The 18,225-nt window shown below is 33.4% G+C and carries 12 protein-coding genes and 1 pseudogene; 8 read left to right on the forward strand and 5 right to left on the reverse strand.

Annotation, left to right across the window (positions count from 1 at the left end; all coding sequences use genetic code 11):
- Positions 1 to 2,078: pseudogene (locus AACV01_RS05610) on the reverse strand (beta strand repeat-containing protein); the annotation flags it as partial.
- A gap of 82 nt (positions 2,079 to 2,160) precedes the next feature.
- Positions 2,161 to 2,466, reverse strand: coding sequence for a helix-turn-helix domain-containing protein (locus AACV01_RS05615; protein WP_161682561.1), 306 nt, complete (start codon positions 2,464 to 2,466; stop codon positions 2,161 to 2,163).
- Between the two features lie 640 nt (positions 2,467 to 3,106).
- Between AACV01_RS05615 and AACV01_RS05620 the strand changes: the two genes are divergently transcribed.
- Entirely contained in the window at positions 3,107 to 3,898 is a 792-nt protein-coding gene (locus AACV01_RS05620; RefSeq protein WP_004244871.1) for a helix-turn-helix domain-containing protein, read from the forward strand.
- Here AACV01_RS05620 and AACV01_RS05625 read toward each other — a convergent pair.
- Both AACV01_RS05625 and AACV01_RS05630 read right to left on the reverse strand, forming a co-directional pair.
- Positions 3,872 to 4,729 carry a helix-turn-helix domain-containing protein gene (locus tag AACV01_RS05625; protein WP_004244872.1) on the reverse strand — a complete coding sequence of 286 codons (858 nt, stop codon included), beginning with the start codon at positions 4,727 to 4,729 and terminating at the stop codon, positions 3,872 to 3,874. The two genes, AACV01_RS05620 and AACV01_RS05625, sit on opposite strands and share 27 nt — an antisense overlap.
- Before the next feature lie 337 nt (positions 4,730 to 5,066).
- The gene (locus AACV01_RS05630) at positions 5,067 to 5,783 is read right to left on the reverse strand and encodes an adhesin (RefSeq protein WP_339382633.1); all 717 of its coding nucleotides are present in this window, start codon (positions 5,781 to 5,783) and stop codon (positions 5,067 to 5,069) included.
- A gap of 202 nt (positions 5,784 to 5,985) precedes the next feature.
- On the opposite strand from AACV01_RS05630, the gene treR reads away from it, so the two are divergent.
- The 6 genes from treR to AACV01_RS05660 all read left to right on the forward strand — a co-directional run bounded on the left by treR (position 5,986) and on the right by AACV01_RS05660 (position 14,939).
- A complete protein-coding gene (gene treR, locus AACV01_RS05635; RefSeq protein ID WP_004244888.1) occupies positions 5,986 to 6,954 on the forward strand; it encodes a trehalose operon repressor TreR in 969 nt (322 codons plus the stop codon).
- 118 nt (positions 6,955 to 7,072) lie between these two features.
- Positions 7,073 to 8,494, forward strand: a complete 1,422-nt coding sequence (treB, locus tag AACV01_RS05640) for a PTS trehalose transporter subunit IIBC (protein ID WP_161682563.1) — start codon at positions 7,073 to 7,075, stop codon at positions 8,492 to 8,494.
- Between the two features lie 25 nt (positions 8,495 to 8,519).
- Complete coding sequence (locus AACV01_RS05645) at positions 8,520 to 11,237, forward strand: glycoside hydrolase family 65 protein (protein ID WP_161682565.1); 2,718 nt, start codon at positions 8,520 to 8,522, stop codon at positions 11,235 to 11,237.
- Positions 11,230 to 11,874, forward strand: a complete 645-nt coding sequence (pgmB, locus tag AACV01_RS05650; protein ID WP_161682567.1) for a beta-phosphoglucomutase — start codon at positions 11,230 to 11,232, stop codon at positions 11,872 to 11,874. Before AACV01_RS05645 ends, pgmB begins: the two co-directional genes overlap by 8 nt.
- A gap of 54 nt (positions 11,875 to 11,928) precedes the next feature.
- Positions 11,929 to 13,314 carry a carbohydrate porin gene (locus tag AACV01_RS05655; RefSeq protein ID WP_046335074.1) on the forward strand — a complete coding sequence of 462 codons (1,386 nt, stop codon included), beginning with the start codon at positions 11,929 to 11,931 and terminating at the stop codon, positions 13,312 to 13,314.
- A 368-nt stretch (positions 13,315 to 13,682) separates the two neighbouring features.
- A complete protein-coding gene (locus AACV01_RS05660) occupies positions 13,683 to 14,939 on the forward strand; it encodes a Zn-dependent hydrolase (RefSeq protein ID WP_161682569.1) in 1,257 nt (418 codons plus the stop codon).
- On the opposite strand, the gene AACV01_RS05665 is transcribed toward AACV01_RS05660, so the two are convergent.
- The gene (locus AACV01_RS05665; protein ID WP_004244894.1) at positions 14,933 to 15,817 is read right to left on the reverse strand and encodes a helix-turn-helix domain-containing protein; all 885 of its coding nucleotides are present in this window, start codon (positions 15,815 to 15,817) and stop codon (positions 14,933 to 14,935) included. The two genes, AACV01_RS05660 and AACV01_RS05665, sit on opposite strands and share 7 nt — an antisense overlap.
- A gap of 465 nt (positions 15,818 to 16,282) precedes the next feature.
- Between AACV01_RS05665 and AACV01_RS05670 the strand changes: the two genes are divergently transcribed.
- The coding region (locus AACV01_RS05670) for a M10 family metallopeptidase C-terminal domain-containing protein (RefSeq protein WP_161682571.1) at positions 16,283 to 18,225 on the forward strand (1,943 nt) is incomplete at its 3' end.

Genomic DNA, 18,225 nt, shown 5'->3' on the forward strand with positions numbered 1-18,225 from the left:
CCTTGAGTTAAGCTGACATCGACACTGTTTTGGCCGTTTTGTACCGCATCTTTAGGAATATCAACAGATACTTTACCCGCAGCAGCTTCATCTTTAGTGACTGTATGCGTTACGGTTTCAGTGGTTTTGTCTGGGCGAGTGACCGTTAAGGTGATTTCCGCCCCTTCAACCGTACCCGCTGGCAAGGTAACTTCCGCTTGTAAGCCGTCTTTCAGTTCATCCGCATTCGCATAACCATCAGCCACTTCTGGGATAGTCAGTACAGGCGCATCAGCGACACCGTCCGTTTTCGAGGTCACCGTTGATGGGTCACTTTCGTTGCCACTCGGATCTTTGGCAATCCCTGTTACTTCACTGTTGTCTTTTACATTATCCGCAGGAATAGTCGCTTTATCGCCGTTGCTGTCTGGGATCAACGCCGGTGTATCAGATGTCCAACCGTTATCCCCTTTTTCTAAGGTAACCGTGTGCTTATCACCCTTTTCATCTTCAAAGGTAATTTCTACCGTATCACCTTTATTGGCATCTGTTGGTAAGTCAACTGAAACCGAACCATCGTCCTCTGCTTTTAATACAGGAGCCGACGGTGCCACTGTATCGACAGCAAAGTCAGTAGGTTTACCTTGACCACTGGTATTACCTGCCGGATCAGTAATTTCTGCGGTAACAGAATAGTTACCATCTGCTGTCACTTTATCTGCGGGGATAGTCACATCAGCTTTGCCTACCGCCACTTCATCTGCAGTCAGTGTGTGTTCAACAGTATCAGTTGATCCATCTGGTTTGGTAATAGTGAGTGTCAGTGTGTCACCTGCCGCACTCCCCCCCGGTACAGTCACTTCGGTCTGTACGCCATCTTTTAGCTCGTCAGCATTTACACCGTCCGCAGCTTCTGGAATGGTCACTACCGGCGTGGTATCCACCGTACCATCACCATCTGTATCGCCCGGGATTTGTCCATCAACAGCAAAATCTACTTTGTTTCCTGGTTTGGCTGGATTATTGCCTTGAGTTATGCTGACATCGACACTGTTTTGGCCGTTTTGTACCGCATCTTTAGGAATATCAATCGAAATCTTACCTGCAGCAACATCATCTTTAGTTACAGTGTATGTAATCGTTTCTGTAGTATTATCTGGGCGAGTGACCGTTAAGGTGATTTCCGCCCCTTCAACCGTACCCGCTGGCAAAGTAACTTCTGCTTGTAAACCGTCTTTCAGCTCTTCTGCATTCGCATAACCATCGTCAACTTCTGGAATGCTTAAAACAGGCATATCTGATACGGGATCAGGTTTGGCTGTTACAGTAACATCATCACTTTTATTACCACTCGGATCTTTCGCACTTGCGGTAACATCACTATTATCTTTTATCTTATCATTAGGGATAGTGACTTGATTATTATCTGTATCAGGAATTAATTCAGGATCACTTGATGTCCAGCCATTATCTCCCTTTTCTAATGTGACAGTATTTGAATTACCATCCTCATCTTCAAAAGTGACATCTACAGAATCACCTTTATTGGCATCTTTTGGTAAATCGATAGAAACAGAACCATCATCTTCTGCAGTTAATCCTGGCTTACTCGGCGCGGTAATATCAGCCTCATTACCTTTATTATTGTCACCACCATGATTTCTATTAGCTAAAAAGATCGCTAATGCACTACCGATTGAACCAGCAACCCATAAAAATAGACCAATTCCATCATCATTATCAGAAAGAGTACCTGTTTCACCAGCAACTAAATGTTCTAAAACAGGACCATCTTGAGTAATAGTTGCTTGTCCCATTACACCATTTGAATCTAAAACATTTAAAGTGGCGTAACATTGTTGTTCCCCTGGTTGGCATTCTTGCCAAAAATCTTTAATAACAACTTCTATATTTTGTTCTTTACTAGATAAAATAAGATCATCCGATTTACGATGCGCTTGAATATCTAATGGAGAAAGTTGAGTATCTGAATCAATTAACTGATACACATCCCCTGCTTTCGCCGTTATAGTATGCTTAGCATGAGGTTGTAATTGTACTTTCTCGTTTGAATTCTTTTCAAAAAAGATTATATTCATATATAACTCTCGTATAAAATGTCTCTAAATTAATTTAGAGGCTATCTAATGTAATACTGCTAACATCTATAAATACCTACCTTTACTTTCTATGATCTATCCTTCTCCTATTATTTATTTCAATAAATTCAAATTGACATAAATTATTATCAACAATAGAAAATGAAGATGTTTCTTTCTCTATCAATTTAATAAAATGAATCATTGGAATATCAAAAAAAGCGCATACTCTAAGTAGGAAAGATACACTCCATTGAACTTCTCCTCGCTCAATCCGTGAAAGGTGCTGTTGACTTATTCCAAAGGCTTTTGCCAATTCGCATCCTGACAGCAAAGAACGTTTTCTTAAAAATTTAATCTCTCGGCCTAAAATCTTATTTATGTCCATAAAAATACCAACATAAGGTTTTAAAAAACACCAAGATAAAATAACCAATTGTTTTAATTATATTTTTTACATAAAAATAATATTACTCTTTTTACTCTCACCTACTGATATCTCTTAACATATACATCTACCCATAACTAAAACAATCCAAATAAGAGTAGCAATACTCTATTTATGAGAACTTTACGCTTTTAATAGAATTCTTTTAAGCCAACAAAATGATAAATTAATCACCCATTATGATAATTAACAAAATGATAAAATTGAACCAAAAAAGCAAAAGATAAATAATAACAATTAACATCTTTAACATAAAAAACACCAAAAATGTTAAAACAACCTTTTTACTTAATATAAAATTCCCAAAAAAGATAAAGATATATGGAGGATCTAAAAACTCTCTAAAATAAATAGGAAAAAATAAAGTAACAAATACCTCACAGAAAAATAATGCAATATGATAAAAAATAACCCAATTAGATAATTAAATCTAAAAACGTTATTTTTTAATTTATTTATTTCCATCAACATGATAATAATTTATTTACAAAAGCTTATAAATTAATAATTTTGTTTATTGTTAAATATACAAACAAAAATAAACCATTTAATATTAGATTAGGAAGCAAAAGAATTTAATATGAATGCCTATATAGATAATACTTTAAAATTTAAAAACATTATTTTCTCTAACCACATTCTTTTGTTAATTAGAAAAGATTGTGAAATATCCATAACAAAAGATAATGTTAAATATCAAATAGATAACGACAGTATCGTTTTTATAAAAAAAAATTCAGCATTAGATATTATCTTAGGAAAAAATAAAATGCCTGAATTTATATTTTTATCTCATGAAGTTATGATGGAAGTATTAAAAATTACTATTAACAATAAAAAAGAGGAAGTTACTCAAGATAATAATAAAGATAGCTTTATAAAACAAGCGAATCATGAAGATATTCTATTTTTCAATAGATTAAAAAATAAATTTAATGATGAAGTCATTACAAATAACAAAACTTCGCTTAGTCAGATACTAAAAATCGCATATTTACTGTTAAACTTTGATATACCTAACCTTATATTAAAATCAAAACCGGAATTAACATCAGTAAAAGTAAAAGATATTATTATTAGTGACTTACAACATAGCTGGTCTCTAAAAGAGATTAGTAGTAAATTATTTATTAGTGAATCTTCATTACGAAAAAAACTTGAAGCAGAAAAAACTAATTTTATGACTTTATTAACAACGGTAAGAATGGCACACGCAATGAATCTTCTAGCTACAACAAATTTAACAATAGGACAGATATCTTCATTGTCTGGGTATAAAAATACTTCCTATTTTATTAAAAAATTCAAGAAGTATTATAAAAGCTCCCCGAAAAAACTTAAATGTCTAAATTATAGGGATAAGATAATTTAAAGAACAAATGTTTTTATCTAATTTACCTGAATTAAATATTTCTATATCATAGCCATCTCTTCTCTTGGCTTGCAATAGCGGTAATTCTCTCATATAGATAATATTGGATAAAATCATATAATCTTCCCAAGAGCCTAAAAATGAAAATAGATAATACTTTAGACCTTCCTTATTAAAGGAAAAATTATAATCATGAATATATTTTATATTATATTTTACAGTAATTTTATTTTTAACTTTACTACTAAGGAAATAATTATAAGATACACACAAATTATCATTTGATGAATCAACAAGACTTTTTATTATTTCAATCTGTTTTTTATTTTTATAGCCTAGCCCCTCTATTGCAATATTTGACTTAAAGTCAAAAGGAATAGAAATATCAAAAAACTTAAAATCATCAGAATTATTATCAAGCAATCTATCTTTTGATAAATAAATTAACTGACAATTTATTTTTTTAAAATCAAATACTTTATGTTGAGGTCGATAATATCTAAAATCCCAAAATTTACTTTTTCTATAAAATTCAGGCGTTACCTTAAAATATCGTTTAAAAGCTCTTGAAAAATTCTGCTGAGAAGTAAAAGAGTAATCATTAGATATTTCTGATATAGAATACCGAGTTAATTTAAGCAAAATTGCTGACATAGATAACTTTCTAGACAAAATATATTTAGCAATAGTTGATTTTGTTTTATGCAGAAATAGATCTTGAAAATATCTTTGACTATAACCAGATTTTTTTATTACATCTATTGTTGAAATTGGTTTAGTCAGATTATCTTCTATCCAATCAAGGATATCGTTAATTATTTTATCATGCATTTTTTATCCTCTTTAAAATGTATTTTTATAGTATTATAATTGTGCTATTTCATCATTATTTATCAAAACCGCTATAGTATCTAATTTTAAATCAATATTTTTACATTATAGCCCAAATAAACCATTATAGTTCAATTAATAAAAATTATTTATAAAATCATTTTTATCAATAAGTTAATTAATCCCAAAAAATTTTAATACGTTACAATCGTATTATTTATAAATTTAATCACTCGATTTCAAAAAAATAAGTCTCTATTTATCCTAATGATAAATAGAGACTTATTCAGATGATTATATGAAAATATCTATCAATTATATGCTAAATCATAATATGTCAATCAAACGTAGCGATTAGCCAAGCTGAACCTTTATAATCTCCAGCTATCGCATTTGTTCCTTGAAGATGGCTGGTTATCTTAATTGTTCTCAAATAATTAATGTCAATTTTAAAATCTTTACCTTTTTGCCCGGTTATTTCATCTGTCATGGTCAACTCACTATAAATTTTATTATTGCTGTTTTGGGTATTCACCATCGGTAATCTTTTTTGAGGATCGTTATCAGTTATATAATCAAGACGTAATCTCACTTTTGTTGCTTTTGAAAAAACACAATTATAAGTTACACTTTCTGTAACTAAGCTGTCATAATTTAATGTATTGAGTTGCCCATGCTTTAAATTTAAAGTACTTACTTGTCCTGTACTTGTTACTGTTTTACAAGAAGAAGTTACGTTTAATTGTGATGCTGCTAATCGCATAGGAACAGTGACATCATTCAATGCCCAAGAATTTTGAGGAGGACTCGTTCCTGATCGTGTAAATGCACGAACATAACCTCCTAGATCCATTTCAGGTATAGGTAGCTGAGAATCAATAACCATATCATTTATATAAAATGTCACACTGATTGGAAATTGTACAGTAAATTCACTGGCATGAGCAGTTAATGTTGGTGTAGCCTGTTCACAAACAGATCCTCTTATATTTACCCAATTCAACATTTGAGTATCAATGGTCATTACCAAATTACTATTAATACGATATGCCATATGGCCTTCTATATTGGTACCAGCCATATTTTGTTATTAGTATACAAAAAAGACAAATATAAAATTCTCTTTTTTACGATTGTGGTAGTATCTGCGTACAATTTTTAGACTAAATCAAACAGTAAAAGAATCACTTGTGGAAAACAACCTGCTAAAACTACAATAACTTTATCACACAGCAGATAAATACAGAAAAACGCTCATGACAGATACTAATAAAAAAAAGTTAACAATCAATGATATAGCCAAACTTTGTGGTGTGGGCAAATCGACTGTTTCAAGAGTACTTAATCAAGACCCTATGGTTAATGAAGAAACAAGGAAAAAAGTTAACTCAATTATTGAGAAATATAAATTCACGCCGTCAAAATCTGCACGAGCAATGCGGGGATACTCTAATCGTTCTTTTGGTATTATCGTCACTCGCCTTGATTCTTATGCGGAAAATCAAGCGGTTAGTGCCATATTACCGATCCTTTATCAAAACAACATTGACCCTATTATTTTAGAAAGCCAATTTAGCCAAGCCAAAGTAGAAGAAAACTTAAAAATGCTCGCCCACCAGAAAATCGATGGCGTAATATTATTTGCATTTTCAGGGATCAATGCGGCTAACTTAGCAAGTTGGAAACAAAAAATGGTTGTTATAGCAAGACCACTAGAAGGTTTTGTTTCCATTTGTCATGACGATGAACGAGCTGTTAACGCTTTAATGCATTATTTCCATCGAGACAAACATTATCAACATATAAGTTTTATCGGGATCCAAATTAATGATGAAACAACGGGTTTATTACGTTATCAAACTTATCTTCAATATTGCCAGCAACATCAATTAATATCTCAAGCTCAACTTGGTGAACTTAATTATCAAAGTGGCTATTTACTTGCCAAACAAGCATTAGCAAGCAAGCCTCAAGCTATTTTATGTGCGACCGACTCTCTGGCCTTTGGTGTACAAAAATATTTAGCCGAACAGAAAATAGATCATATTGAGGTGGCCTGCATCGGTCGTAATGATCTACTCACCTTTTTATTTCCTCAAACTAAATTCTATCGATTAGGTTTTAGAGAAAGTGGACAAGAAGCTGCTAACATATTGATACAAATGCTAGAAAAAAATATTCCTGCACAAAAAATCATTATATCAAGTCATGACTTAAACCCATGATCAAATAAATTAATGATCATTAACTGTGATCTTTATCTTGTTATGGGAACGTTCCCATTGGATAAAAAGAAAGATCTCGATATATTAAAAATAACCCTACTATTATGAGAATATTAATATGTCGATACCTCAAGACAACCAAGCCATTGAAGAGTTAATTACTCTTGTTGGAGGTTCAGATAATGTTATTAGCGTTTCACACTGTCTAACCAGATTACGTTTTGTTTTGAATGATCCCAATCTCGCTGATATAGATAAAATTAAAAAAATATCTTTTGTTAAAGGCTGTTTTAATAATGCGGGTCAATTTCAAGTTATTGTTGGTATGGATGTTGATATCTACTATAAATTATTAATTAATAAGCTTTCATTAAAAGCTAAATCTAAAGATGATATAAAATCTGACGCGAAAAAGAATATGGGATTCTGGCAAAAGCTGATTGCCAATTTAGCCGAAATTTTTGTTCCATTATTACCTATCTTAATTTGCGGCGGTTTATTGTTAGGATTAAGAAATGTTATTGGCGAAATGCCTATATCAGATAATAAACCCCTCACTTATTTTTATCCTTGGTTAACGCCAATATATGATTTTCTCTGGTTACCTTGTGAAGCCATCTTCCATTTTCTACCTGTGAGTATTTGCTGGTCGAGTGTAAAAAAGATGGGTGGTACACCTGCACTAGGTATCGTACTAGGTATAACCTTAGTTTCTCCACAACTAATGAATGCTTACAATTTAGGTTCACAAATTCCTGAGGTTTGGAATTTTGGTTTATTTACTATTGAGAAAGTAGGTTATCAAGCCCAAGTGATCCCTTCGATTTTAGCGGGACTATTTCTGGGATGGTTTGAGACTAAATTACGTCGTTTTATCCCTGATTACCTAAAATTAGTTATTGTGCCGATTGTAACTCTTATTGTCGCCGTTTTTGTTGCCCATGTTATTTTAGGCCCTATCGGTAGAAGCATAGGTGATGGTCTCGCCCAACTGATCAAATTTTTAATGTTAGGTGATTTTGCCCCTATTGGTTCAACTATTTTTGCCTTTTTCTATTCCCCCATGGTGATCACCGGCTTACATCACACAACGTTAGCGATAGATTTACAAATGACTCAAAGTTATGGCGGTACACCTATTTGGCCGATTATCGCTCTGTCTAATATTGCTCAAGCATCCGCCGTTGTAGGCATTATTATCGTTAGCCGCAAATTAAATGAACAAGAAATTACTATTCCGGCAGCTATCTCTGCTTATTTAGGTGTGACAGAGCCAGCCATGTATGGCGTCAACTTAAAATATGGCTTTCCTATGCTGTGCGCCATGATTGGCGCTGCGCTAGCGGGTTTGATTTGTGGATTAAATAATGTGCTATCTAATGGTATTGGTGTCGGCGGATTACCCGGTATTTTATCTATCCAACCTACTTATTGGTTAGTTTATTTATTGGCAATGATAGTGGCTATTGTCGTCCCTATTGGATTAACCATTCTGGTCTATCGCTATAAAGAAAAAGCAGGCACCTTGCAAGTCGATTAATTTAATCTCAAACTAAAGGTTAAACATGAATTATATCTCTGTTATTCTTTCTGATACTGATATCACCATTAAATATCTTTCAGAAAAAAGCCATTATTCATTTAATACCACAAATAGCCATTACCTTGATTGGCTAAATATGGCTAAAGCTATTAATCATAAATTTAAATCTGCTCAAGGTGGTTTGATATATTCGATAAGTAATAAATTGGATAGCGCTATTATTAAAACCATTGATAATAAAGTAATAAATTTATCAAATTTCTTTACTGAAATATTTAATAAACCTTTTATTTATATCAATAAAGCGCAGCTTGAACATCATCATGATTTAGAAGAAAAAATGGTTACAGTTGCCAATAACTTTGCTTGGTCAATTGAATATTCAGGCTTAGAAACAGGAAAAGATGAATATTGCCAAGAGTCTCTCTTAACTACGGCCAATGGTTATATTGGGTTAAGAGGAACTTTGCCCGAAATGACTATAAGTGATGAGCACTACCCCGCTACCTATATTGCTGGCCTATATAATCAGGCAAGTTCACAAATAGAAAACCATCAGGTGATTAATGAAGATTTTGTTAATGCACCTAATGGACAATTTATTTCTCTTAAAATTGGTAAGGGAGAATATCTTCATCCAAAGCAACTGATAACACACCATTTAACACGTCATTTAGATTTGAAAACGGGTGTATTCACTAGCCAATGGCGTGTAGAAACCCCTGAAGGACAGCAACTTGATATTCATTGTACAAAATTTGCCAATATGGCTGATATGCCACATTACGCCATTTTATATACCTTTAAACCATTAAATTTCTCAGGTGAGATAACGGTTATAACTCGCCTAGAAGGAAATACTTATAATTACGGTGTACAACGCTACCGTAGCCTTAATCCCCATCATTATCATGTGCTACAAACTGGAGCGAATAAGCAACACGCATTTATATTAGCTCAAACAGATCAGTCAAAAATAGGGATCGGATTATCGTCAACAATCAGGGGTGATTTCTTTGCAAATGAAGATATTGTTTGTCATGTTTCAGATACGCTTGTTGAACAAACCATCACCTTCAACGCTCAACAAAATACCACCTATCAACTTGAAAAATGTGTTGCTGTAACAACCTCTACGGCTTACCCAGACTCATGGCAAGATGTGGTTAATAAGGAACAACAACCTTTACACAGCCAATTGATAAATAGCCAAAAAGCGTGGAAAACGTTATGGGATAGTGCCGATATCTCGATTTCTGGCGATCTGATGACCCAAAAATTACTACGCTTACATACCTTCCATTTACTGTCATCCGCATCACCATTTAGCAATCAGCAACATCAATTAGATGTTTCAGTCACCGCCCGAGGGTTACACGGGGAAGCCTATCGAGGCCATATTTTCTGGGATGAGATCTTTATTCTGCCATTTTATATCATGCACTTCCCTGAAACCGCACGCCAACTATTACTATATCGTTACCACAGGCTACCTGTTGCACGTCTTGCGGCACGAGCAGAAGGATTTCAAGGTGCTATGTTCCCTTGGCAATCAGGGCATGATGGTAGTGAGCAAACCCAGACACTGCATTTAAACCCCTTATCAGGGCAATGGGATGCCGACCACAGTTGTCGTCAACGTCATGTCTCATTAGCGATTGCCTATAATGTGTGGCTATATTGGCTAAATACTCATGATCACCAATTTATGGAACAGTATGGACTTGAACTACTCAATGACATTACCTTGTTCTGGTTAGACCAATGTCAGTGGGATGAAGGCGATCAACGTTTTCATATTAATGGAGTTATGGGGCCGGATGAATTTCATGAGAAATACGCAGACTCACCTGAAGGTGGCTTAAAAGATAACGCATACACTAATTTAATGGTGGTTTGGTTGTTTAATCAAATAGAGATGTTCATAAACAATGATCGTTTTTCTAAAAAATTACAACAGCTAAACAGCCAATCTAGCGTTTTCAATAAAATACAAGAAGTTAAAAATCGTATTGCTATCAATATTGATGCTCATGAAATTATTGAACAGTTCTCAGGTTATTTTCAATTAAAAGATCTGGATTGGGAAAGCTATCGAAAAAAATACGGCAATATCTATCGTATGGATAGAATTTTGCGTAAAGAAAATAAATCTGCCGATGATTACAAAGTAGCTAAACAAGCAGATACCCTGATGTTATTTAATAACCTAGATAAGCAAACCGTACATTCCCTAATTACCTCTCTTGGTTATTCAGTTTCTAAGCACTTTGCTGAAAAAAATCTACATTACTATTTAGAAAGAACCTCTCATGGTTCCACACTGTCACGCATTGTCCATGCTTATCTCGCAGAACAAATACAGTTACATGATTTGTCATGGCAACTTTATCAAGATGCTCTTTATTCAGATTATAATGATATCCAAGGTGGAACAACTGCCGAAGGTATTCATACTGGTGTCATGGCGGCAACATTAAATACCACCATCATGGCTTATGCCGGTGTTGATATTCGTCAGGATATGCTGACCATCACCCCTTCACTCCCTCAACAATGGCAAAAGCTAAGCTTTAAATTATTGCATCGCTCTACTTTATATCAAATTAATCTCACTCATAAAGAAATTAGTATTTTAAGTGATAAGCCCAGTACCATTTTAATTAACCATCAAACACATAAGCTAACCGCCAATACGTTATTAGTATTAAATTTAAATGGAGACACGCAAAATGACTAAAGGTCTTATTTTTGATCTGGATGGCGTAATTGTTGATACCGCCAATTACCACTATATTGCGTGGAAAAAGCTATCTAATGAAATAGGAATTGATTTTGACAAAGAGTTTAACCATTTATTAAAAGGAATAAGTCGAATTGAGTCATTAGAGCTTATTTTATCTCATGGTAATAAAAGTGATGTTTATTCTGAGGATGAAAAAAAATCATTAACAGAAACAAAAAATAAATATTATCTTGAGTTATTAAATAATATTACTCCAAAAGATATTTTACCGGGGGTTTTAGATCTAATAGAACAAGCAAATAATAATCACATTCCTTGTGCTATTGCATCAGCTTCAGAAAATGCCCCAACCATATTAGAAAAATTAGGCATTAAGCATTATTTTAAGGCAATTGTTGATCCTAAAACACTCAAAAAAGGCAAGCCCGATCCTGAAATATTTTTGCGTGCGGCTGAGTTTATTCACATTCCACCACATTTATGTATCGGATTTGAAGACTCGATTGCTGGAATACAATCGATTAAACAAGCGGGCATGTATGCAATTGGCGTTACTGCTGACGGCCCCTTACCAAAAGCAGATTTAGCTGTTCACTCATTAACTGAAATAGATATTCATTCACTTTTTTAATAAAAAAACATGGGGATAATAAACCTCCATTATTCCCGATATAAGGAATAAACAATGAACATCAAACACCTTGCGATAGCGACTTGTATCGGCATTGCCGTGCCGACAATTGCTCACGCCAATACAAATGAATTATCGATAGAACAACGTTTAGCTCGACTAGAAGAGAGAACGTTAGCCGCTGAAAAAAGAGCTGAGTTAGCAGAGCAACGTGCCGCTAAGTTAGAAAATGCGTTAAAACAAAATCAGGCGCTTAATAACAATCTATCACAAACTAGCGAAACTATAACTGCGCCACCGTCATCGCTGATAGAAACAAATACCGGTTATGGAAAACTCAAGTTATATGGTGATGTTGAATTTAATACAGATATTGCAAGTAAAAAAGGTCAGCTAACCTCCATTAACATGCGCTCAGGTAAAGAAAAAGACTATGGCGATTATGATAAATGGGGGATCAATGGGCGTATATTAATTGGCTTAGACGGAGAGCGTCTGTTAGATAATAAAAATTATGCGGGCTTCACTGTTCAACCTCTGGCAAATATTGATGGTAAGGTATCTCTCGACGATGCCGCTTTTTATTTTGGTAAAAAACAGCGTTGGCAATTTAAGTTAGGTCGTTATGAAGCTTATGACATGTTCCCGCTTAATCAAGATACTTTTGTTGAATATTCAGGCAACACTGCAAATGATACTTATAGTGATGGCTTTGGTTATATCTACATGATGAAAGAAGGTCGAGGGAGAAGCAATAGCGGTGGTAGCATGATGTTTAATAGCCAATATAATAATTGGTATTTTGAAACTAATTTATTAATTGAAGATGGAACGTCTATTTTTGCTAACAAGGAATATCACGGAAATAAACTATATAATAATAAAAATGTTATTTATTTTCGCCCTGTTATTGCATGGAATAACAATAATTTTAAAGTTGCTGTAGCCTTAGAAAAAAATATTATCAATAATGCTTATGGTTATGATGATAAAAAAACGGGTGAATTTAAAGATCAATCTAAACGCAACGGTTATGGATTAACTTTAGGCTGGAGCAATCTACAACAAAATCCTGAAAATGGTGTCACAATAAATTGGAATACCGCTTATTTAGACGCTAACGATGAGAACGACTTTACAACAGGTACTAATATTTTATGGCGTAAATTACAATTAGGCTATATCTATGCCCATAATAATATTAAGTCATATACTATTAATAGTGATGATAATAACAATAATGATATTATATTTGGCCCAGGAAAATATAATATCCACACTCTCTATTCTTCATATGAATTACCTAATATTTTAGATATGGATAATTTTAAAATCTATTTAGGTGCATATTATTCTGTTATTAATGGTAAAGATATTGAAATAGAAAATAGCGATAAAGATCGTTATGGTGTAAGAGCACGTTTTAAATACTTCTTCTAGATTTAATTATTAATATATTGGATGAGAATATCATCCAATATACCCCATGAGAATAATTTTCATTTATATTAAAAATAAAAAAGATTTATATCAGTACAACATCTTATTTTATTTATCTTTTATAACATCTTTAACACAATAATGATTCATTTATGAAATAAGTCAGAAATATATCTCTTTTTAATTACGCCCTATCTCACAGAATATAAAATCCCTCTTATTTACCATTGACGAAATAAATTCTGAGCAGTAAATATAATAAGTAACGATTATAAGAATAGCAGACCATCTATAAAAGATGGCTTTTTTAATCTTTTATTTGTCTCATTTTTTAGACAGTTTTACAGAAAACACCGGAGAATAACCTTATGACTCAACCAAATACAGCAACAGACTTTTCAATTAATGACATGAAAACATTAATTGAAACAATGCAAATTTATAAAAAAGATAACCATGACAAAGGGATAACTCGTATTGCCTATAGCGAAGAAGATGAAGCAGCCCATCTCTATCTTGCTAGTGTAATGAAAGAGGCAGGCCTTGAAGTCTATCGTGACGGTATTGGCACACTCTACGCTCGCTTACCGGGGCAAGATAGAACGTTACCCGCCGTAGGAACAGGCTCTCACCTTGATACCGTTCCCCAAGGGGGGGCTTATGATGGTGCCTTAGGAGTTATTGCTGGTTTTTATGCTTTGATGCAATACAAACCACAACAACTGAAACGTGATCTAGAGTTAATTGTATTCCGAGCAGAAGAATCGAGCCGATTTGGGTTTTCATGTATCGGAAGTAAAGTGCTAACAGGAAAAATTGACCGTACTCGATGGGAACAAAATAGAGATGATGAAGGTAATAATTTCTTTGATGTTTTAAAATCCCTTGGTTATCAACATGAAAATTTAGATCAATGTTTACTTAAATCAGATCGTTATAGTGCATTTGTTGAATTACATATTGAGCAAGGTAAACGTCTAGAAAACGATCAAAAAACAATTGGAATTGTCAATGGTATCGCTGCGCCAACACGTTTTTCAGTCACCGTAAATGGCCATGCAGACCACTCTGGTGCAACGCCAATGTATCAACGTCAAGATGCGTTAGTGGCGAGTGCGAGTATTATTACTGATATCAATCATGCTGCCTGTACAGAAGCGGTATACGGCACCGTAGGTACCATTGGTAAGCTTAATGTAATACCAAACTCGATGAACGTTATTCCAGGGCAAGTAAAATTCTCCGTGGATATTCGTGGTATTGATACGGACAGTATTCAACGTGTTGTACAGCGTTTAACAAACAGTGTTGAGAAAGCAGAAAAAGATTTTGGTGTAAAAATAATAGTGCAACCTATTTCGGCTGAATCACCAGTAAAACTGGATGACTCAATTTGCCAAGTTATTGAAAATATTTGTCAAAAACACGATATCAATTATATGACTATGTTAAGTGGTGCCGGTCATGACTCAATGAATATGGCATCTTTATACCCGACAGCGATGATTTTTACCCCCTCTGTTGCGGGGATTAGTCATCACCCAGACGAATTTACGGAGTTTAGTGATATTGCAATAGCTGCAGATATTTTAGCAGAAACATTAGGTGTTCTAGCTAATCAATAATGACTGATAATCTCTTTTAAGCGTGTAATGGCATCATCATTTTTTATTGCTTTTGCCCATAACGTATCAAACAGAGATTGATATTGAAATATTGCTTCCGTTGATGAAGATACTGTCGCAATACCCGTACTTACATTAGGAAATTCACCTAAGCGAAATGGACTAACCGCTAAAGAGAGAGGTGCTTTGTTTTGATAAAACAATTGAAAGGTTAAAGATGGCATCGTATCTGAAATAATCGCAATATTAAGATGACTATTTTTTTGCTCTAACTTTTCAATTAAATGGCTGATTTCTTGTTTTGCGCGTTGTTTTCTTTCTTGTTGAATGGCTTTACTTACATTAACAGAGCCTAGCATACCAACATAAAGAAATTTTTCGATTTGCTGCTGGCTAATTAGATTATAAATATGCGGTGAGTGTAATGATTGATGCTTTTTACGCTCTTTTAAAATAGATAAAACTTCTTGTTGCTTCTTTGTTAGCGCATTTTCAGGAGAGGCTTCTGTTAACATCTCGACAAGCGTTTTATCATAACAATCAGAGGTTAATAAATAAGAAAAGGGTTCGAAATGGGTATAAATATGGGAAGATTGCGTTTCAAGTTGGCGCATTCGTTCAAAAAAGCCATTAGCGCTAGAATAATACTCCGTATTAATACCTAATAAGCTACTTAATGAGGTGTTAAGTAATCGAGCAAGATTATCTAATGTCTCAATTTTAACGATTTCACCCTTTTCTAATCGATAGACAGCGGCACGGGAGATCCCTAAACTTTCAGCTACATCTTCAGCTTTTAATGAGGAGGCAATACGATAAGCACGCAGTCGATGACCAATGGACAAGTAATCTATCTTTTCTCTTGATATATAAGACATTTTATTATTGCTCCACCAAAGATAAAGGATATGTATAAAAAATAGACATCAAATAATTTAGCCATATATAGTTTAAAGGAAATAGATAATAAAAAATATTACCTTCTTCACATAGAAATCAAACAAGTCGCAGTAGTACCTAGCTGATAACATAAATTAGGTTTTAAATTAGGTGTTATCAAAAAGATAGCCTCACCAGGGAACTATCATAATAATAAATAGAAAAGGCACTGTAATCATATTGCAGTGCCTTTTCTATTTAACAGGAAACATATTATCTTATTAACAATACAATCAACTAATAATATAACAACATAATAATGTAACAAAATACTGATATGTACTTTTTCAAAAAGAAATCAATAAATAAAAATTTAATAATTAGCTAATTATTAAATATTAACAATGGAAACTATTTATAATAAGCACACAAATATTTCATTTTTAAATAACAAAGGACGTTATATGAAATTAATAAAAAACACTAAAGAACCCACTTTCTTCTATTTACCTGAAGGGATTATATCAACAGGCGTTATATCTGGTTGGCCTAAAAATTCAACAGATGGATCAACACATCTAACCTATACATTTCCTAATTACAGTGATCGGTCAGAAAATATAAGAAAGAGATATCCGATAACAGAAAGTCAAAAAAAAGAAACACTAAAGAATATCGCAGAGTATTACAAATTAGATTATGAATTAAAAAAAATAAAAAAAGAATTAGAAATTATTAAAGATAAAAATAGTGAGGGGCACCAAAAAAGAGTTAAGGAAATATATAAAGATATAAAATCAATAAGCGAGAAAAGTTACAAGATAAAAAATAGCATATCTTTATATTTTTTTGCTACAAGAATGACGATATTTCCTCATCAACAAGAAGTTGTCACAGAAATTTTACAATTGACTTCAGATATCATAGATCTCACTTTTACTAAAGTCCCTGTACAAATAAATGCCAATTTAAAGTTTGGCTATTTCAATCATTATTACCAAAATTCAAGTGGTCATTTTATAGCGAAGGGATCTGGAGGCTTTGCTAATTTTCCTAACTATAACGGTACACCTATAAAAGAGGTAGGACCAAATGAAGAGCATGATATTCCTGGAACTATATTTCTTAATTTAGCTTCACATGAATTTTATCAATTGGTCAAATGGGATAACATTGATGAATATATAGAAAATGAGGCCAATATCGGCGATGTATATGAATATTATGATGATCATCAAGTTGCTATAATAAAAAGTACGGATACGTTACTCAACGAAACCATAAAAAATAAACACGAACTAGGCTCATATAAATATTTTTCTTTTATACATGAATTAGGCCATGCGCTAGGGCTAATGCACATAGATGCATATTTAAAAAATATAAAAAATGCGGTAATTACAACATATAAATATACAGTTATGGGCGCGGAATTTGCTGATATTAAAGATGCAGATTTTGCTGGCCTTTATCCTATGACCTTTATGCTAGTAGATATATTATTATTACAATATCTATATGGCCCAAATATGACCACACGCCTTGAAAATAATACCTATGGATTTAATTCCAATACGGGACGCGCCGCTTACTCTTTAAATAGCATAGAAGATAAACTAGTGAGCTGTATTTGGGATGCGGGTGGAATTGATACATTAGACTTTTCCCTATATACCGTTAATCAAGTCATTAATCTCAATGAAGGCTGTTTTTCAGATATTGGAGGATTACGGAGTAATATCTCTATTGCCTATAACACTATTATTGAAAATGCGATTGGTGGTAAAGGTGATGACACTCTCATAGGAAATCCTTTTGATAATAACCTCATAGGTGGTGATGGCAATGATTTATTCTATGGCGGTGATGGCAATGATTTATTCTATGGTGGCTCTGGAAACGATGTTATATACGGAGAATTGGGAAATGATGTGCTCTATGGTGGTGATGGAGATGATATGCTTATTGATTATTATGGTGCTAATATGTTGAATGGTGGTAAGGGTAATGATCGGATCTGTGTAGCATCAATGGATAGAGGGCTTCCAGGCAGAAATATCATTCAAGGGGGAGAAGGTGATGATGAAATATATTTAGGCACAGGAACTCATCATGTAACCGGTGGACAAGGAAATGATACCTTTAATTTTTTCTGCTATGAGGGCATTGAAAGCAATAGTTCAATTTGGGATTTTGAAAAAAACAAGGATAAAATAACTTTGATTACTAGGGATTATAGAAAAATAGATATAACAAAAATGAAAAAAGTTGATAAATTATCAGGAGATAAAAATGAATTTTCATTAAATTATAACAAACCAGCCAACAAAACCATCATAGACGTTTCAACATCTTCTAACGATGATAAGTCCATTGTACATATAGAGATTGTCGGTATATTTAACCA

The sequence above is a fragment of the Proteus sp. G2609 genome (genome assembly GCF_963896135.1).
Lineage (GTDB): Bacteria > Pseudomonadota > Gammaproteobacteria > Enterobacterales > Enterobacteriaceae > Proteus > Proteus mirabilis.